The organism is Leifsonia sp. NPDC058292, from assembly GCF_042880955.1.
In the GTDB taxonomy this organism is placed as follows: domain Bacteria; phylum Actinomycetota; class Actinomycetes; order Actinomycetales; family Microbacteriaceae; genus Leifsonia.
In genome coordinates this window covers 18848-36369 of sequence record NZ_JBHVYL010000011.1, presented here as the reverse complement: position 1 = coordinate 36369, position 17522 = coordinate 18848, and the positions used below count along the sequence as shown (strand labels likewise).

Below are 17522 nucleotides of genomic sequence, written 5' to 3'. Positions count from 1 at the left end.
GGGGCTCGCATCGGATGAGGGATTTTCCGTGGGTTACATCGACGTCTCGGCCGTCAGCTACTCGCTGGCCGATGGCAGGCCATTGCTCGACGACGTATCGTTCCGCGTGGGCGAGGGTTCCGTCTCGGCCCTGATCGGCGCGAACGGGGCGGGAAAGTCGACCCTCCTGCGCATCATCCGCGGCGAGTTGAAACCGGATGCCGGCAGCATCGGGATCGATGGCGGTCTCGGGGTCATGGATCAGTTCGTCGGGCACGTGCGCGACGAGCGCACCGTGCGCGACCTGCTCGTGTCCGTGGCGCCGCCGGTGGTGCGGTCTTCTGCGGAGCGACTGTCGCGCGCGGAGGACGCGATCGTCGAGCGCGACGAGACCGACACCCAGCTCGCGTACGCTACGGCGCTCGCCGAGTACGCGGACGCGGGCGGATACGACCACGAAGTCGTGTGGGACCACTGCACGATGGCGGCGCTGGGCATCCCGTTCGAGCGTGCGCAGTTCCGCGGGCTGCGCTCGCTGTCCGGCGGCGAACAGAAGCGGCTCGCACTCGAGGCCCTGCTGCGTGGGCCGGAGCAGGTGCTGCTGCTCGACGAGCCAGACAACTATCTCGACGTGCCCGCCAAGCGCTGGCTCGAACAGCAGTTGCGCTCGACGCAGAAGACGGTGCTACTCGTCTCCCACGACCGGGAGCTGCTCGCGAACGCCGCCGACCGCATCATCACCCTGGAGCTCGGCGCGGCCGGCAACACCGTTTGGACCCACGGCGGCGGGTTCGCCGGCTACCACCAGGCGCGCGACGACCGGATGGCGCGCTTGGAGGAGCTGCGGCGCCGGTGGGATGAGGAGCACGCCAAGCTGAAGGCACTGGTGCTGCGGATGTGGGAGAAGGCCAAGTACAACAGCGACATGGCGCCCGCCTACCGAGCGGCCCAGACGCGCCTGGCGAAGTTCGAGGAGGCAGGCCCGCCGCAGCTGCGCCCGCGCGAGCAGAACGTCACGATGCGGCTGACCGGCGCGCGGACAGGACGCCGCGTCGTCGAGTGCTTCGACCTCGAACTGACCGGTCTCATGCGGCCGTTCGACGCCGAGATCTGGTTCGGTGAGCGGGTGGCCGTGTTGGGCTCGAACGGCTCGGGCAAGTCGCACTTCGTGCGTCTGCTGGCGTCGGGCGGCACCGATCCCGACCCGGCGGCCGGTCATCTCGCCTCCGCCGACCAGGTGGGGACACCCGTGCCGCACACCGGAGTGGCCAAGCTGGGCGCGCGGGTCGTGCCCGGTCTGTTCGCTCAGGCGCACGAGCATCCCGAGCTGGTCGGTCGAACGCTCCTGGAGATCCTGCATCGTGGCGACGACTTCCGTGACGGACTGCCGCGGGATGCCGCCAGCCGGGTGCTCGACCGCTACGGCCTGGCGTCGTCGAGCGAGCAGACGTTCGAGTCGTTGTCGGGCGGTCAGCAGGCACGCTTGCAGATTCTGCTGCTCGAGCTGTCGGGCGCCACGCTTCTGCTGCTCGACGAGCCGACCGACAACCTCGATCTGGTCTCGGCCGAAGCGCTGGAGGAGGGGCTCCGCGGTTTCGAGGGCACGGTGGTCGCCGTCACCCACGATCGCTGGTTCGCTCGCGGATTCGACCGCTTCCTCGTGTTCGGCGCCGACGGCGCCGTCTACGAATCCGACGCCCCCGTCTGGGACGAGTCGCGCGTCTCCCGCTCCCGCTGACCTCGAAGCGCTAGGGGGTGACGGCGGCCAGGCGGAGGACGGCTTCGGTGAGCACCGAGGGGGAGCAGGCGAGGTTCAGACGAGCGAAGCCGCGACCCTGCTCGCCGAAGTCCGGACCGGGCACCAACGCGACACGCGCCTCGTCGAGTGCGAGCGCGCTCGGGTCGACTCCCCAATCGAGCGCGCGGAAGTCGAGCCAGGCCAGGTAGCTGGCCTGGGGCTCGCGGTAACGGACCTCGGGAAGGTAGTGGTCGAGCAGGCGGGTCAGCAACGCTCGATTGTCTTCGACCGCGACCAGCACATCCCGCAGCCAGTCCCGTGAGTCGCGGAAGGCGGCCTGCGTGGCGATGGCGCCGAACAGGCTCGTGCGCTCTTCGACCTCGAAGGGGAGGCGGTCGAGGATGCGCTGGGTGCGCTCGCTCGCCGCGACGAAGAGCGCGCACTTGAGCCCGGCGAGATTCCATGCCTTGCTCGCCGAGTGGGCGGCGATGCCCACCTCCCTTGCGGCGTCGGACACCGACAGGAACGGGGTGAAGGATGCGTCGGAGTGCGTCAGCGGCGCGTGCACCTCGTCGCTGACCACGGTAACGCCGTAGCGTGCGGCCAGGTCGGCGACGGCCGAGAGTTCGGCCGCGGTGTGCACGAGGCCGAGCGGGTTGTGCGGATTGCAGAGCAGGAAGGCCCGCGCTCCCGAAGCGAACGCACGCTCGAGCCCGGTCAGATCGAGCGCCCACCCGCTGTCGCCGACGGTCAGCGGCACCTCGTCGACGACGCCGCCGGCCTCGGTCACCATCCCGAAGAACGGCGGGTACACCGGAGGCGTGATCACCACCCGGTCGCCGGGTTCGATCAGCAGACGCAGGGATTCGACGATCACCGTGCTGATGTCGGTGGACGTCGTCAGACCAGCGGGGTCGACCGCCCAGTTCCAGGCGTCGCCGGCGTACTCGGCGAAAGCGTGCTTCGCGCGGCCGTCGGGACCGATGTACCCGGTGTCGGATCGGCGCACCGCGGCGATCAGGGCGTCGGCGATCGGCTGCGCCAACGGGTAGTCCATCTCGGCAACGAAGAGGGGGAGAACGTCGTCGGGATAGGCCCGCCACTTCTCGCTCGTCCTGGTGCGGAGTTTCTCGAGGGAGTCGGCTTCGATCGTCATGGCTCCACTCTGCCCGGGTCGGCCCGGGGGCGCATCCCCCTCGGCCTCGCCATAGACTGAGTTCGTGAGTATGGAGATTGAGATCGGGCGCGCCAAGCGCGCTCGCCGCGTTTATGCCTTCGACGACATCGCGGTGGTGCCGAGTCGGCGCACTCGTGACCCCGAAGACGTGTCCGTCTCGTGGTCGATCGATGCGTACCAGTTCTCCATCCCTTTCCTCGCCGCTCCGATGGACTCGGTCGTCTCGCCGACGACGGCCATCATGATGGGCCAGCTGGGCGGCCTCGGGGTGCTCGACCTCGAGGGGCTCTGGACCCGTTACGAAGACCCCGAGCCCCTGCTCGCCGAGATCCGCGGTCTTTCCGCGGCCAAGGCGACGGGCCGGATGCAGGAGATCTACTCCGAGCCGATCAAGCCCGAGCTCGTCACGAGCCGCCTCGCCGAGATCCGGGAGGCCGGCGTCACGGTCGCCGGCGCGCTCTCGCCGCAGCGCACGCAGGAGCTCTACGAGACAGTCGTCGCCGCCGGCGTCGACCTGTTCGTCATCCGCGGCACCACGGTCTCCGCCGAGCACGTGTCGAAGAACGCCGAACCCCTCAACCTCAAGAAATTCATCTACGAACTGGATGTGCCCGTCATCGTGGGCGGCGCGGCAACCTACACCGCGGCCCTGCACCTGATGCGCACCGGCGCTGCCGGCGTTCTCGTCGGCTTCGGCGGCGGCGCGGCGTCGACGACGCGTTCGACGCTCGGCATCCACGCCCCGATGGCCACGGCGGTCGCCGACGTGGCCGGCGCCCGCCGCGACTACATGGACGAGTCGGGCGGTCGTTACGTGCACGTGATCGCCGACGGCGGCCTCGGCAGCTCGGGCGACATCGTGAAGGCGATCGCCTGCGGTGCGGATGCCGTGATGCTCGGCTCGACGCTCGCACGGGCCACCGACGCCCCCGGCGGCGGCTGGCACTGGGGTGCCGAGGCGCACCACGCGCAACTGCCGCGCGGGAACCGCGTCGAGGTCGGTCAGGTCGCTCCGCTGGAGGAGATCCTCTACGGTCCGGCTCCGGTCGCCGAGGGCACCGCGAACCTGGTCGGCGCATTGCGCCGGTCGATGGCCACCACGGGATATTCGGATCTCAAGGAGTTCCAGCGCGTCGAAGTCGTCGTCGCGCCGTACAACGCGCGTTGATCACCCGGCCGAAGAGGGCCGGGAGAGGGAGAGAAAGATGGTCACGACCAGAACCACCTCCAACCCGTCCGTCTCGGGGGCTACGCGCCTCGGACCGGCCGAACGCGCGGATGCGATAGCGGCGCTCAAGGAGACCGAGCTCGACATCCTCGTCGTCGGCGGTGGGATCGTCGGCACGGGCAGCGCGCTCGACGCGGTGACGCGCGGGCTCACCGTCGGCCTCGTCGAGGCGCGAGACTTCGCCTCCGGCACGTCGAGCCGGTCGTCGAAGCTCGTGCACGGCGGAATCCGCTACCTGGAGCAGTTGGACTTCCGGTTGGTGCGGGAGGCGCTCATCGAGCGCGGTCTGCTGTTGCAGCGCATCGCGCCGCACCTCGTGAAGCCCGTGCGGTTCCTCTACCCGCTCAAGAAGCGTGTGATCGAGCGGTTCTACGTGGGCGCCGGCATGATGCTCTACGACATCTTCTCCTACACCGGCGGGCGTCCTCCCGGCGTGCCCCACCACCGTCACCTCAGCAAGCGCCAGGTGCAGCGCGCCATCCCGAGCCTCGCCTCCGATGCCCTCGTGGGCGGAATCACCTATTACGACGCCCAGGTCGACGACGCCCGCTACGTGGCGAACCTCGCCCGCACGGCGTCGCACTACGGCGCCCACGTCGCCTCGCGGGTGCGGGTCGAAGGCTTCGTGAAGGTCGGCGAGCGCGTCGTCGGCGTGCAGGCTCATGACCTGGAGACCGACGAGCGGTTCGAGATCCGTGCCAAGCAGGTCGTCAACGCGACGGGTGTCTGGACGGACGACACCCAGGCGATGGTGGGGGAGCGCGGCCAGTTCAAGGTGCGCGCGTCGAAGGGCATCCACCTGGTCGTTCCGCGCGACAGGTTCCAGTCGAAGATGGGGCTGCTGCTCCGCACCGAGAAGAGCGTTCTGTTCGTGATCCCGTGGGGCCGGCACTGGCTCGTCGGAACGACGGACACCGACTGGCATCTCGACAAGGCGCATCCCGCCGCCACGGCCGCCGACATCGACTACGTGCTGGCGCACGTCAACTCCGTGCTCGCCGTGCCGTTGACCCGCGAAGACGTCGAGGGCGTGTACGCGGGCCTCCGACCGCTGCTCGCCGGGGAGTCCGACCAGACGTCGAAGCTCTCCCGCGAGCACCTCGTTGCGCACTCGGTGCCGGGGCTCGTCGTCATCGCCGGCGGCAAGTGGACCACCTACCGCGTGATGGCGAAGGATGCGATCGACGCGGCCGTCGACGCGCTCGACGGCAAGATCCCCAAGAGTACGACGGAAGACATTGCGCTCGTCGGCGCCGAGGGATACCAGGCCGCCTGGAACCGCCGCTCCCGGATCGCGCAGGAGAGCGGGCTGCACGTCGCACGCATCGAGCACTTCCTCAACCGTTACGGAACGCTCGCGGCCGACGTGCTGGACCTCATCCGGGAAGACCCGTCGCTCGCCGAGCCGCTTCCCGGCGCCGACGACTACGTCGGAGCCGAGGTCGTGTACGCCGCCGCGAACGAGGGTGCCCTGCACCTCGAAGACGTGCTCGCCCGTCGCACCCGCATCTCGATCGAGGCCTGGGACAGGGGCGTCTCGGCCGCGCCGGTCGCCGCGCGTCTGATGGCCGGCGTGCTGGGCTGGGACAAGGCCCGCACAGAGCGCGAGGTGCAGACCTACCTCAAGCGCGTCGCCGCCGAGCGCGCCAGCCAGCTGCAGCCCGACGACGAGTCGGCCGACCGCATCCGGCTCGAAGCCCCCGACATCGTGGATGTGGACGCCGCGGCGGCGAAAGCGGCGAAGGCCGCGCGGGCGGCCACCCGCGCCCGGGCGCCTCGCAAGCCGGCGGCAGACGGGCAGGCGACCGCGTAGGTCGCGCCCGTACACCATCACGACCGGAGCCGCCCTCAGGCGGCTCCGGTACTCTTGTATGACCGCCCTCGAATCTTCTGGAGACGCAAAATGGTTGACGTTCGACGGGTCAAGCTGCCCGGTGTCGGGGTGCTGCACACCTTCGTCACCGACGATGGCGGCAAGGTCGGTGTCATCGCGCACCGTTCCGGGCACAACGACCTCATCACGTTCTCTGATCACGAAGACGGCGCCGACGTGACGAAGGTCTCGCTCCGCCTCAGTGAGGACGAGGCGCGCACGCTCGCCGAGTTGCTCGGCGGAACCCAGATCACCGAGTCGCTCACGGCGCTCGACCAGATCCCCGGGCTCAGCATCGACTGGTTCTCCGTCGACTACGACGACTACATCGCGGGTCAGCCTCTCGGCAGCCCGGCCGATCGGGGGATCGTCGGCCTGACCGTCGTGGCGGTCGTGCGCAACGAGTCCGCGAATCCCGCCCCCTCGCAAGACTTCAAGGTGTTCCCCGGCGACACGCTCGTCGTGGCGGGGTCGCCCGAGAAGGTCGCCAAGGCGTTCACGTTCTTCCGGTCCGGCGAACTGCCCGTGCGCTCCACCGTCGACGCGCCGCCCGGAGGATAGGCATGCACCTCGGCGCTGACCTCATCGTTCTCGGCATCCTGCTGCTCGTCGCCTACGTGCTCGGGCGCCTCGGAAAACTGGTGGGACTCCCCGCCATCCCCATCTACATGCTGGTCGGTCTGCTGGCGAGCCCGCACACCGGCTGGTTCCCCCTCGACTTCGACAGCCATTACATCGAGCTGATCGCCATCTTCGGGCTGATCCTGCTGCTGTTCAACCTGGGGCTCGAGTTCGATCAAGACGAGTTCTTCGGCAACTTCGGCAAGCTCATCATCTCGGGCGGCTCGTACATCGTCGTCAACATGGGTGTCGGACTCGTGTTCGGCTTCATGCTCGGCTGGGGAACGCGGGAGGCGCTCATCGTGGCCGGCATGACGGCCACCTCGTCGAGCGCCATCGTGACGAAACTGCTCATCGAACTGAATCGTCTGGCGAACAGAGAGACGCCGATGATCCTCGGCGTCACCGTGGTCGAAGACATCTTCATCGCGATCTATCTGGCGATCGTCTCGGTGGTGCTGAGCGGAGAGTCGGACTTCTGGCCGATCGTCGGCAAGCTGGCCATCGCCTTCACGTTCCTGGTCGTGATGTTCACGATCGCGCGCTGGGGCGGCCGCTTCGTCTCGCGGTTGTTCCACACCAAAGACAACGAGCTCTTCACCATCCTTTTCTTCGGCTTCGCCGTGCTCTTCGCCGGCATCGGCGAGGTTCTCGGGGTGACGGATGCGATCGGCGCGTTCCTGATCGGGCTGGTGCTCGGCGCGACCAAGTTCCGCAACAAGATCGAGCAGATCGCGATCCCCTTGAGGGATGTCTTCGCCGCGTTCTTCTTCCTCAACTTCGGCCTCGCCCTGAACCCGGCGAAGTTCCCCGACGTCGTCATCCCGGTGCTGCTCGCGGTGGTGCTCACCATCGTGCTGAACATCGGCGCCGGCCAGCTCGTCGCGTGGATCAACGGGCTGGGCGTTCAGGCCGGCATCAACACCACCGTGATCCTGCAGAACCGCGGCGAGTTCGCGCTCATCCTCGCGACCCTGTCGCTGAGCGCCGGGCTCGACGAGCGCATCCAGCCGTTCGCCGGTCTCTACGTGCTGGTCATGGCCGTCATCGGCCCCGTGCTCGCAGCAAATTCAGAGAAGATCGGTGCGATGATTCTGCGGACGGGCCGATCGTCCCGAAAGCGAGCCGCAAGGCGCGACGACGACGCAGGCAACCAGGCAGACCCCATGTTCGACGAGGAGATCGCGCTCGTCGAGGCGGCGACGGCCGGGCTCGACTCCGACGACCGCATCGCCGACAGGACGGACGCCATCGACCGGGTCGTCGAGCAGGCCATGCAGCAGCAGGACATCACCGGGGACCGAAAGCGGGATTGAACCATTAGCGAGACGACCGGCAGCGGCGAGACCACGCTGTTCAGAATGATGCTGCGACCGCGCTGGATCGGTGCGCTCGTGCTCGCGCTGGCTCTGGCCGCAGGATTTGCCGCCCTGGGGCAATGGCAGCTGGAACGTGCGATCGACGCGGGCAAGGTGATCGACGCCCCGAGCGAGACCGTGCTCCCGCTCAGCCAGGTGGCCCAGCCGAGCGGACCGATCACCGACAAGGCCACCGGGCAGCTGGTGACGCTCGATGGCTCGTTCGTGCCGACCGACTACCAGCTGCTGGAAGGTCGCCTCAACAAGGGCACCGCGGGTTGGTGGGTGGTCGCCCACGTCACGATCGGCGGCGCGGATGCCTCGTCGTCGCCGGTCGCCCTCGCCGTCGCGCGTGGGTGGGCTGCGGACGAGAAGACGGCCAAGGCGGCGATGGCGCGTCTCGCCGCCGCGCCGGAGACCGAGCAGACCATCGTCGGGCGACTGGTGCCGACGGAGGCGCCGGAGGTGCCAAAAGACAAGAGCCACCCGACCCGGATGACGACGATGTCGGTGGCGGCGCTCTACAACCTCTGGTCGGGTGTCGACGGCCGCGACGTCTACTCCGCCTACGTCGTCGAGGCCACGCCGCCCGCCGGCCTCGTGAAGATCGACTCCCCGCCGCCGGTGCAGGAGCGCACGCTCAACTGGCTCAACATCTTCTACGCGGCCGAGTGGATCATCTTCGCCGGGTTCGCGGTGTTCTTCTGGTATCGCCTCGTGAAGGACGCCAAGGAGAAGGAAGACGAACTGCTTGAGCTGGAGGGCGAATCCGCCGCTCCACTCGGGAAAGTAGAATAAGACCATGCCCCTCGCCCCCAAGCCCGAAGCCTTTCCCAAGATCCGGGGGGCGCTCCGGCTCTACCAGGTGTGCGCGTACATCACCGGCATCATGCTGCTGCTGCTCTGCGCGGAGATGCTGCTGAAGTACGCCTTCGGGTACGAGTTCTGGGCGTTCGGCAACTACGGTTTCCTGGCGTTCGTGCCCTACAGCCCCGACGGGCAGATCGGTCAGCCGCCGACCGGCGTCAACCTCAGCATCGGCATCCTCGTCGCCCACGGCTGGCTGTACGTGCTCTACCTGTTCTCCGACTTCCGGCTCTGGAGCCTGATGCGGTGGAACTTCGTCCGTTTCGTGGCGATCGCCCTCGGCGGCGTCATCCCATTCCTGTCGTTCTTCGTCGAAGCGCGAATCACGAAGCAGGTGAAGACCTATCTGGCCGGCCGGGAGGCCGAAGAAGCGACCCTCGTGGAGGCATCAAATTAGCACCGAGCCCGTAGACAACCGGCCCGTTCTCGTCGTGGACTTCGGCGCGCAGTATGCGCAGCTGATCGCCCGCCGGGTGCGCGAGGCGAGCGTGTACTCCGAGATCGTGCCGCACACGGTGACGGCGGCCGAGATCGTCGCGAAGAACCCGTCGGGCATCGTGCTCTCCGGCGGCCCGTCGAGCGTGTACGAGGAGGGCGCTCCGCAGTTCGACTCCGCCATCTTCGACCTCGGCGTTCCCGTGCTCGGCATCTGCTACGGGTTCCAGGTCATGGCGACCGCCCTCGGCGGCGAGGTGGCCCACACCGGCTTGCGCGAGTACGGTTCCACCGCCGTGCGCATCAGCGAGTCGGCCAGAACCGACGGGAACATCCTGCTCGACGGCCAGCCGGTTGAGCAGGTCACCTGGATGAGCCACGGCGACTCGGTCTCCCGCGCGCCGGAGGGATTCCAGGTGCTGGCATCCAGCGACTCCACCCCGGTGGCCGCCTTCGCCGACGACGAGCGCAAGCTCTACGGCGTGCAGTGGCACCCCGAGGTGAAGCACTCCACCTTCGGCCAGGCCGTGCTCGAGAACTTCTTGCACCGCGCGGCGGGCATCCCTGCCGAGTGGAACAGCGGCAACGTGATCGCCGACCAGGTTGCAGCGATCCGTGCCCAGGTCGGCACCGGCAAGGTCATCTGCGGCCTCTCGGGAGGCGTGGACTCCGCGGTCGCCGCGGCACTCGTGCACAAAGCGGTCGGCGACCAGCTGGTCTGCGTCTTCGTCGACCACGGGCTGCTGCGCAAAGACGAGCGCCGCCAGGTCGAGGAGGACTACGTCAAAGCCACCGGCGTGCGGCTCATCACGGTCGATGCCGAGAAGCAGTTCCTCGACGCCCTCGCCGGCGTGAGCGACCCGGAGACCAAGCGCAAGATCATCGGGCGTGAGTTCATCCGCACGTTCGAGCAGGCTCAAGCAGACCTCATCCTCGAGGCCGCGGCCGAGGGCGACCCCATCCGCTTCCTGGTGCAGGGCACCCTCTACCCGGATGTCGTCGAGTCGGGCGGCGGGTCGGGCACGGCCAACATCAAGAGCCACCACAACGTGGGCGGTCTGCCCGAAGACCTGCAGTTCGAGCTGGTCGAGCCGCTGCGCACACTCTTCAAAGACGAGGTGCGCGCGATCGGCCGCGAACTCGGTCTGCCCGAGGCGATCGTGGGGCGCCAGCCGTTCCCCGGCCCTGGCCTCGGCATCCGGATCGTCGGAGAGGTCACGCACGAGCGTCTGGAGCTGCTTCGCGACGCGGATGCGATCGTGCGCGCCGAGCTCACCGCCGCCGGCCTCGACTCCGAGATCTGGCAGTGCCCCGTCGTGCTCCTCGCCGACGTGCGCTCGGTCGGTGTGCAGGGCGACGGCCGCACCTACGGCCACCCCATCGTGCTGCGGCCCGTCTCCAGCGAAGACGCGATGACGGCCGACTGGACGCGCCTGCCGTACGACCTGCTGGCCAAGATCTCCAACCGCATCACCAACGAGGTCGACGGCGTGAACCGCGTCGTGCTCGACGTCACGTCGAAGCCGCCGGGAACGATCGAATGGGAGTAGTACTCCCGTGAACGACGAAGGGGCCGGGATGCGAACGCATCCCGGCCCCTTCGTGTTGCGGTGCGCTAGTTGCGCGCGATCGCGAACATGCGCAGCAGTTCGAGGTACAGCCACACGACCGTCACCATGATGCCGAACGCTCCGGCCCACCCCTGGGCGCGGGGCACACGATTCTTGACGCCCTGCTGGATCGCGTCGAAGTCGAGCACGAGCGCGTACGCGCACATGATGACCACGAGTACGCCGATCACGAGCCCGAGCGGAATTCCGAGGATGTGGAAGCTGCCACGAAGCCCCCACGGGTCGCTGACGGTACCGGTCAGCATGAGGACGAAGTTGATGATCGAGAAGAGGAAGTACCCGGCGAACGCGATGAAGAAGACCTTCGTCGCTTTCGCGGATGCGCGGATCTTGCCGCTCGCGAAGAGCGCGAGGGTCACCCCGACGACGACGATCGTGCCGATGACCGCCTGAACGACCACCCCGTCGAAGAGCGACTCGTACATGGAGGACAAGCCGCCGACGAGGAGGCCCTCCGCACCCGCATATGCAAGGGTCAGCCCGGCAGAGGGCAGCTTCTTGCGGTTGTGGAAGATATTGACGAAGGCGAGCACCAGGCCACCCACGAGCCCGACGATCCAAAGCAAGGGCACGAGCCATCCGATGACGGCGCCCACGAGGAGGACACCGAAAGCCACCGCCGTTTTGCGAATGGTGTCTTCGACCGTCATGCGGTCGGTCTCGACCGACGTTGCGGACGGAGACTCGTACATCTCCTGCAGCTTCTCCGGGCTCAACGTCGCCTGGTTCTGGAAGGCCGGGCTCTGCGAGAATGCCGGGTTGGACGTTGCCATGGGTTCCTCTGCTCACTTGGTGGGTCTGGGAAGACCGAGTTTGTCAGCCCAATCTATCGAGTTATGTTCTGAGAGTTCTGACAGATTGCCTTGAACTCGCGACGATCGCGATCCATCGTGCGAGCCAGGCGGCCGCCACGATGACGAGGGTGCTCACGAGGATGGAGATCCAGCCCACGGAGTAGTCGGGCACCGTTCGGGCGAGCACGATGCTCGAGATGATCGGGAGCAGTAGCACGGTGAACGAGATCAGCGGCCGCAGACGCACGAGCAGCCACGCCGCGAGGGGAACGACGAAGCACCACGCGAATCCGGAGCCGCCGAGCATGAGCCAGGTGAACCCCAGAACCGGCAGCACCACGGCCACCCTGCGACCGATCGTCGAGGGCAGAACGGCCCACCCCGCCGGCTGCAGCAGCGAGCCGGCCAGCAGGAGCAGGAGGCTGTAGGTGGTCGTCGCGAGCACGAGGCCGGTGCCGACGACGATCATCCCGAGCCCGAACAGCAGTCGTGAGCGGTAGGAGCCCCACTGCAACGGCAGGATGCTCGTGGGTTCGACCCAGCGTGCGGGCGCGCCGCCGGGCTTGTCGGGGGCGGGCTGGTCGGGAGCGGGCACGCGATGATTCTGTCACCGACAGCCTCTTGACGAACACCCGTCGCGTCTGATTACTTAGGTAAGTGCCTAAGTATCATGATCGTCTCGACGCCGTGCTCCGCGCCCTCGCGGACCCCACGCGCCGAGCCATCGTGGAACGCCTGGCGATATCGCCGGCCGTCGTGTCCGAACTCGCCGCGCCGTTCTCGATGGCCCTGCCCTCGCTCCTGCAGCACGTGCGCGTGCTCGAGGATGCGAGAGTGGTCACGTCGCAGAAGGTCGGACGCGTTCGCACGGTGAGTCTGCGGCCGGGATCGCTCGACGTGCTGCACCTGTGGCTCGGCGAGCAACGAACGCCCGCAGAGCACCAGGCCGACCGGCTCGGCATCCATCTCGTCCGCACCACCACCAAGGAGACCTGAAATGACCCGCGTTCGCATGGACCTGTTCCTCTCGCTCGACGGCCGCACATCGACGGGCGACCGGCCGGTCGAAGACCCGATGGGACCGGACTGGGGGCGGCTGACGGCCGCATACACCGCGACCCGCACGTTCCGTGAGCGCGTCTTCGGCGACACCAGCGGAGCCGGAACGACGGGCGTTGACGATGCGTACGCCGCCGCGTTCTTCGAGGGCGTCGGCGCCGAGATCATGGGGGCCACCATGTTCGGTCTGCACGCGTTTCCCGACGACCCCGATTGGAAGGGGTGGTGGGGCGACACGCCGCCGTTCGGCAGCCCGGTCTACGTTCTCACCCACACGGCGCCCCGCCCGTCCATTCCGATGGCGGGCGGCACGACGTTCCATTTCCGCAGCGGCTCGATCAAGGATGTGCTCGCCGAGGCCGTAGCGGCCGCCGGCGACGCGGATGTGCGGGTCGGCGGGGGAGTCGGCACGGCGCGGGAGTTCTTGCGCGCCGGCCTCGTCGACGATCTGCACCTGACCGTCGCGCCCATCGTTCTCGGGCGCGGAACCCGTCTGTGGGACGAGCTGCCGAGCCTCGACCTCACGCACACGGTGAAGACCGACGTCGCCGAGAGCGGCACCATCCACATCACCTTCAGCCGATAGGACACCCGAATGACGATCGAACGCCGACTCGCCCGCGCCGAGTTCACCCTGACCCGCGACTACCCGGCACCGGTCGCGAGGGTCTGGGGTTCGTTCGCCGACGAGCAGGAGAAGCTGCGGTGGTGGGGTGCCGGAGACGCGATGGAGCCCGGCGAGTGGGCCTTCGACTTCCGTGTCGGAGGCCGCGACATCGCCGAAGGCACGTTCCACAACGGGCCCGTGTCGCGCTATGTCGCCACGTACACCGACATCGTCGAGCACGTGCGGATCGTCACGACCTACGACATGTGGCTCGACGGCATCCACATGTCGACATCGGTGGCTTCGCTGGAGTTCGAGCCGATCGCCGACGGCACTCGCTTCACGCACACCGAGCACGGAGTCTTCTTCGACCAGTTCTGGGCCGACGGTGTGGGACGGGAGACGGGCACCAGGGGGTTGCTGGACGCTCTGGGCGTCTATCTGGGCTGAATCGCCGCGGGCTAGTATCTGGGCATGCGTGCGCATTCGTCCCCGCTGATCATCGGGCACCGGGGTGCGTCGGGGTATCGTCCTGAGCACACCGCGGCCGCTTACGACCTCGCGTTCCGCCTGGGCGCCGACGCGGTGGAGCCCGATCTCGTGGCCACCAAAGACGGCGTTCTCGTTCTGCGCCATGAGAACGAGATCTCGGGCACGACCGATGTGGCCGATCACGCCGAGTTCGCCGATCGGCGCGCCACGAAAGAGATCGACGGTGTGGAGCACACCGGCTGGTTCACCGAAGACTTCACCTGGGCGGAACTCGCCACGCTGCGCGCGAAGGAAAGGCTCGGCGGCATCCGGCAGACCAGTTCGACGTTCGACGGGCGCTATCCTCTGCTCCGGATGCGCGACCTGTTCGGCTTGGTCGACGCCGCCTCCGACGACGCGGCACGGCTGCTCGGCATCGTCGCGGAGCTGAAGCACGCCACGTACTTCTCCTCGATCGGTCTGCCGCTCGACGAACTGTTCAGCGACGAGCTGGCGGAGGCCGGCTGGACGGACAATCCGGAACTGGTCGTCGAGAGCTTCGAGAAGACGGTGCTGACGCAGCTGTACCGCCGGGGCTTCCGTGGCCGGCGGGTGTATCTGCTGGAAGACGATGGCGCTCCGGCCGACCGGGTGGCCGTCGACGGGTCGTCGGCCAGGGGATACCGGCACGACCTCACCGAGATGGGGCTGTACGCCCTGTCGGCAGGGGGTCCAGCCGATCGTGTCGACGGCATCAGCGTCGAGACGGCACTGGTGCTCTCGGAGCGGACGGTGTCGGCAGCCCTCGATGACGAGGAGGACGAGGCGGCGCTCACCTCCGATCTGGTCGACACCGCGCACGCCGCCGGGCTCGGGGTCTACTGCTGGACGCTGCGGCCGGAGAATCCGTTCCTGCGACCGGAGTTCCGGGTCGAGGGCCCGGATACGGCCTGGGGCGACTGGGAGCGGATGTTCGCCGCCGTCATGCGCTCGGGCGTCGACGGCGTGTTCGTCGACCAGCCCGACCTCGCGGTGGCCGTGCGCGACGGACGCTGAGCGCCCGCGGCCTCGGATGACGGTGGTGGAGGCTAAAATCGTTGAAGACATGACGAGCCTCTCCGACCCCTCCTCCACCAACTCCGCCACCCCGATCATCCTCGACGGTCGGCAGGGCCCGGGGCACTCCGTCAACGACGGCGCGAGCTTCCGCGCCGGGGGTCACGGCTCGGCCGGCCCGGGCGGCAACGCGTTGTTCGACGGGTTGAACCCGCAGCAGCGCGAAGCGGCCGAATACCGTGGCGCAGCGCTGCTGATCGTGGCGGGTGCGGGGTCGGGCAAGACGAGCGTGCTCACGCGTCGCATCGCAGGCCTGATCCAGAGCCGGGAGGCCTGGCCGAGTCAGATCCTCGCCATCACCTTCACCAACAAGGCCGCCGCCGAGATGCGCGAGCGCGTCGAGGCTCTGCTCGGCGGCGCATCCCAAGGCATGTGGATCTCGACGTTCCACTCGGCGTGCGTGCGCATCCTGCGGCGCGAGGCAGAGACGATCGGCAAGACCCAGAGCTTCACCATCTACGACTCCGGCGACTCGCGCGCGTTGCTCAAGCGGATCATCAAGGGACTCGACGCCGACACCCTGGGATTCACGGTCGCAGGCGCCGCCAACCGCATTTCGAAGCTCAAGAACGAGCTCACCGACATCGAGACCTATGCGCGGTCGGCCAATCTGAGCGACCCGCAGGAGGTGATGTTCCTCGAGATCTTCCGCCAGTACACCCGGCAGCTGCGCGCGGCCAACGCGTTCGACTTCGACGACCTCATCGCCGAGACCGTTTTCCTGTTCCGCGCGTTCCCGAAGGTCGCCGCCCTGTATCAACGGCGCTTCCGGCACATCCTGGTCGACGAGTACCAAGACACGAACCACGCCCAGTACTCGCTCATCCGCGAGCTGACGATGCCGATCGCGCCGGCGATCGCCGACGAGCTCGAAGCGCAGGGGCACCACGTGGAGTCCATGCGCGACGCGATCGGCGTCATCCCCGGGGCTTCGCTCACGGTCGTGGGTGACTCGGATCAGTCGATCTATGCCTTCCGCGGCGCCGACATCCGCAACATCGTGGAGTTCGAGCGCGACTTCCCGGGTGCGAAGGTCATTCTGCTCGAGCAGAACTACCGGTCGACCCAGAACATCCTCAGTGCCGCGAACTCCGTGATCGCCAACAACTTCGACCGTAAAGACAAGAAGCTCTGGACGGCCGTCGGCGACGGCGAGAAGATCATCGGCTTCACCGGATACTCGGGGCACGACGAAGCGCAGTTCGTCGCCGACGAGATCGAGAAGCTGCACGGCGACGGGATGGCTTACAAAGACATCGCGGTCTTCTACCGCACCAACGCGCAGACCCGAGCGCTCGAAGAGATCTTCATCCGATCGGCGCTGCCGTACCGGATCATGGGCGGCACCAAGTTCTACGAGCGGGCCGAGATCAAAGACGCGATGGCCTACTTGATCGCGGTTGCCAATCCGGATGACACGCTCGCCCTGCGGCGCATCCTGAACACCCCGAAGCGCGGCATCGGCCCGGCGACGGAGACGCAGCTCGGCAGCTACGCCGACGACAACGGCATCAGCTTTCGCCAGGCCATGCGCGACGCGGGCTCCCTCGGTCTCGGTCCCAAGGTGACGGCGGCCATCCTGCAGCTCGCCGGTCTGCTCGACGAGGCGACCACAATGGTCGACCCGGCGAACCCTGCCGGCGTCTCGCCCGTCGCCGACGTTCTGACTTTCCTGCTCGACAAGAGCGGCTACCTCGACGTGCTGCGCAACAGCCGCGACCCGCAAGACGAGGCACGCGCCGAGAACGTTGACGAGCTCGTCGCGGTCACCAGGGAGTTCGCGCGCAACAATCCCGACGGCGGGCTCATCGACTTCCTCACCGAGGTGTCGCTGGTCGCCGCCGCAGACGAGATCGACGACTCGAGCGGAACGGTCTCGTTGATGACCCTGCACACCGCCAAGGGGCTCGAGTACGACGCGGTCTTTCTCACGGGTATCGAAGAAGATCTGCTGCCTCACAGGATGTCGGCGAGCGAGCCGGGCGGGCCGGCCGAGGAGCGGCGGCTCTTCTACGTGGGAATCACCCGGGCCAAGAAGCGTCTGTTCCTGTCGTTGGCGATGACCCGCGCGCAGTTCGGCGAGACTGCGGTGGCCATGCCGAGCCGGTACCTGCAGGAGATCCCCGCCGACCTCATCGAGTGGAAACAGTCTCCCGGTATGGCCAACGGCCGCGGCGGCACGCAGTCGCGGGCGCTCAATGCGCGGCGGCCGGGGCTCGGTTCTGGTTCGGGCGATTCCGGCGGCTCCGGTGGCTCCGGCTCGCGCTGGAACGACAGCCCGAGTTCGGGTGGATTCTCCGGTGGCGCGTCGGCGCGCCCGAAGGCGGAGTGGCCCAACCGGGTGACCGGGCAGGTGCGCGACAACGGTGACCTCGAACTCGTCGCCGGCGACCGCATCCGCCACACCGATTTCGGCGACGGTCGCGTGACGAATGTCACGGGAGTGGGGCCCAAGCGCGTCGCCCACGTGCAGTTCGAGAAGGTGGGCGCGAAGAAGCTCCTCATCAAGATCGCCCCTATCGAAAAACTGTGATGGCCGTCGCGCCCCGTGGTGCGGGTTCTTCGGGC

General features: G+C 67.9%; 16 protein-coding genes. 13 read left to right on the top strand and 3 right to left on the bottom strand.

Annotated elements, in window-relative coordinates; genetic code table 11:
• The first annotated feature begins 28 nt into the window (after window positions 1–28).
• Window positions 29–1717, top strand: coding sequence for an ABC-F family ATP-binding cassette domain-containing protein (locus ACFVWR_RS08505; RefSeq protein WP_387210035.1), 1689 nt, complete (start codon window positions 29–31; stop codon window positions 1715–1717).
• Window positions 1718–1727: 10 nt separating this feature from the next.
• On the opposite strand, the gene ACFVWR_RS08500 is transcribed toward ACFVWR_RS08505, so the two are convergent.
• The gene (locus tag ACFVWR_RS08500; RefSeq protein WP_387210033.1) at window positions 1728–2873 is read right to left on the bottom strand and encodes a MalY/PatB family protein; all 1146 of its coding nucleotides are present in this window, start codon (window positions 2871–2873) and stop codon (window positions 1728–1730) included.
• Between the two features lie 70 nt (window positions 2874–2943).
• Between ACFVWR_RS08500 and ACFVWR_RS08495 the strand changes: the two genes are divergently transcribed.
• The 7 genes from ACFVWR_RS08495 to guaA all read left to right on the top strand — a co-directional run bounded on the left by ACFVWR_RS08495 (window position 2944) and on the right by guaA (window position 10826).
• Window positions 2944–4062, top strand: coding sequence for a GuaB3 family IMP dehydrogenase-related protein (locus ACFVWR_RS08495; RefSeq protein WP_387210154.1), 1119 nt, complete (start codon window positions 2944–2946; stop codon window positions 4060–4062).
• 37 nt (window positions 4063–4099) lie between these two features.
• Window positions 4100–5935: a glycerol-3-phosphate dehydrogenase/oxidase gene (locus ACFVWR_RS08490; protein ID WP_387210031.1), complete on the top strand. Its 1836-nt coding sequence runs from the start codon at window positions 4100–4102 to the stop codon at window positions 5933–5935.
• 90 nt (window positions 5936–6025) lie between these two features.
• Window positions 6026–6556: a cation:proton antiporter regulatory subunit gene (locus tag ACFVWR_RS08485; RefSeq protein ID WP_387210029.1), complete on the top strand. Its 531-nt coding sequence runs from the start codon at window positions 6026–6028 to the stop codon at window positions 6554–6556.
• Window positions 6557–6558: 2 nt separating this feature from the next.
• On the top strand, window positions 6559–7932 hold the full coding sequence (locus tag ACFVWR_RS08480; protein WP_387210027.1) for a cation:proton antiporter: 1374 nt from the start codon (window positions 6559–6561) through the stop codon (window positions 7930–7932).
• Between the two features lie 45 nt (window positions 7933–7977).
• Window positions 7978–8772, top strand: coding sequence for an SURF1 family cytochrome oxidase biogenesis protein (locus ACFVWR_RS08475; protein ID WP_387210025.1), 795 nt, complete (start codon window positions 7978–7980; stop codon window positions 8770–8772).
• A 4-nt stretch (window positions 8773–8776) separates the two neighbouring features.
• Window positions 8777–9238 (top strand): DUF3817 domain-containing protein, encoded by a 462-nt coding sequence (locus ACFVWR_RS08470; RefSeq protein ID WP_387210023.1) that lies wholly within the window; start codon window positions 8777–8779, stop codon window positions 9236–9238.
• Window positions 9234–10826: a glutamine-hydrolyzing GMP synthase gene (gene guaA, locus ACFVWR_RS08465; RefSeq protein WP_387210152.1), complete on the top strand. Its 1593-nt coding sequence runs from the start codon at window positions 9234–9236 to the stop codon at window positions 10824–10826. The genes ACFVWR_RS08470 and guaA overlap by 5 nt, the downstream gene beginning before the upstream one ends.
• Before the next feature lie 65 nt (window positions 10827–10891).
• Here guaA and ACFVWR_RS08460 read toward each other — a convergent pair whose 3' ends face one another.
• Both ACFVWR_RS08460 and ACFVWR_RS08455 read right to left on the bottom strand, forming a co-directional pair.
• Entirely contained in the window at window positions 10892–11680 is a 789-nt protein-coding gene (locus tag ACFVWR_RS08460) for a Bax inhibitor-1/YccA family protein (RefSeq protein ID WP_387210021.1), read from the bottom strand.
• A gap of 61 nt (window positions 11681–11741) precedes the next feature.
• Window positions 11742–12296 (bottom strand): hypothetical protein, encoded by a 555-nt coding sequence (locus ACFVWR_RS08455; RefSeq protein ID WP_387210019.1) that lies wholly within the window; start codon window positions 12294–12296, stop codon window positions 11742–11744.
• Window positions 12297–12358: 62 nt separating this feature from the next.
• Between ACFVWR_RS08455 and ACFVWR_RS08450 the strand changes: the two genes are divergently transcribed.
• From ACFVWR_RS08450 to ACFVWR_RS08430, 5 genes are read left to right on the top strand one after another with little or no spacing between them, the layout of a single operon-like run.
• Window positions 12359–12697 (top strand): ArsR/SmtB family transcription factor, encoded by a 339-nt coding sequence (locus ACFVWR_RS08450; RefSeq protein WP_387210017.1) that lies wholly within the window; start codon window positions 12359–12361, stop codon window positions 12695–12697.
• A 1-nt stretch (window position 12698) separates the two neighbouring features.
• A complete protein-coding gene (locus ACFVWR_RS08445; protein ID WP_387210015.1) occupies window positions 12699–13346 on the top strand; it encodes a dihydrofolate reductase family protein in 648 nt (215 codons plus the stop codon).
• A 9-nt stretch (window positions 13347–13355) separates the two neighbouring features.
• A complete protein-coding gene (locus tag ACFVWR_RS08440) occupies window positions 13356–13817 on the top strand; it encodes an SRPBCC domain-containing protein (RefSeq protein ID WP_387210013.1) in 462 nt (153 codons plus the stop codon).
• Between the two features lie 24 nt (window positions 13818–13841).
• The gene (locus ACFVWR_RS08435; protein WP_387210011.1) at window positions 13842–14894 is read left to right on the top strand and encodes a glycerophosphodiester phosphodiesterase family protein; all 1053 of its coding nucleotides are present in this window, start codon (window positions 13842–13844) and stop codon (window positions 14892–14894) included.
• Window positions 14895–14943: 49 nt separating this feature from the next.
• Window positions 14944–17487, top strand: coding sequence for an ATP-dependent helicase (locus ACFVWR_RS08430; RefSeq protein WP_387210009.1), 2544 nt, complete (start codon window positions 14944–14946; stop codon window positions 17485–17487).
• Window positions 17488–17522 lie beyond the last annotated feature (35 nt).

Excerpts from the sequence above, each read along its gene's own strand:
- ACFVWR_RS08500 (WP_387210033.1), bottom strand. The coding sequence starts at position 2,873 with ATGACGATCGAAGCCGACTCCCTCGAGAAACTCCGCACCAGGACGAGC.
- ACFVWR_RS08495 (WP_387210154.1), top strand. The coding sequence starts at position 2,944 with ATGGAGATTGAGATCGGGCGCGCCAAGCGCGCTCGCCGCGTTTATGCC.
- ACFVWR_RS08490 (WP_387210031.1), top strand. The coding sequence starts at position 4,100 with ATGGTCACGACCAGAACCACCTCCAACCCGTCCGTCTCGGGGGCTACG.
- ACFVWR_RS08485 (WP_387210029.1), top strand. The coding sequence starts at position 6,026 with ATGGTTGACGTTCGACGGGTCAAGCTGCCCGGTGTCGGGGTGCTGCAC.
- ACFVWR_RS08480 (WP_387210027.1), top strand. The coding sequence starts at position 6,559 with ATGCACCTCGGCGCTGACCTCATCGTTCTCGGCATCCTGCTGCTCGTC.
- ACFVWR_RS08475 (WP_387210025.1), top strand. The coding sequence starts at position 7,978 with ATGATGCTGCGACCGCGCTGGATCGGTGCGCTCGTGCTCGCGCTGGCT.
- ACFVWR_RS08470 (WP_387210023.1), top strand. The coding sequence starts at position 8,777 with ATGCCCCTCGCCCCCAAGCCCGAAGCCTTTCCCAAGATCCGGGGGGCG.
- ACFVWR_RS08460 (WP_387210021.1), bottom strand. The coding sequence starts at position 11,680 with ATGGCAACGTCCAACCCGGCATTCTCGCAGAGCCCGGCCTTCCAGAAC.
- ACFVWR_RS08445 (WP_387210015.1), top strand. The coding sequence starts at position 12,699 with ATGACCCGCGTTCGCATGGACCTGTTCCTCTCGCTCGACGGCCGCACA.
- ACFVWR_RS08440 (WP_387210013.1), top strand. The coding sequence starts at position 13,356 with ATGACGATCGAACGCCGACTCGCCCGCGCCGAGTTCACCCTGACCCGC.
- ACFVWR_RS08435 (WP_387210011.1), top strand. The coding sequence starts at position 13,842 with ATGCGTGCGCATTCGTCCCCGCTGATCATCGGGCACCGGGGTGCGTCG.
- ACFVWR_RS08430 (WP_387210009.1), top strand. The coding sequence starts at position 14,944 with ATGACGAGCCTCTCCGACCCCTCCTCCACCAACTCCGCCACCCCGATC.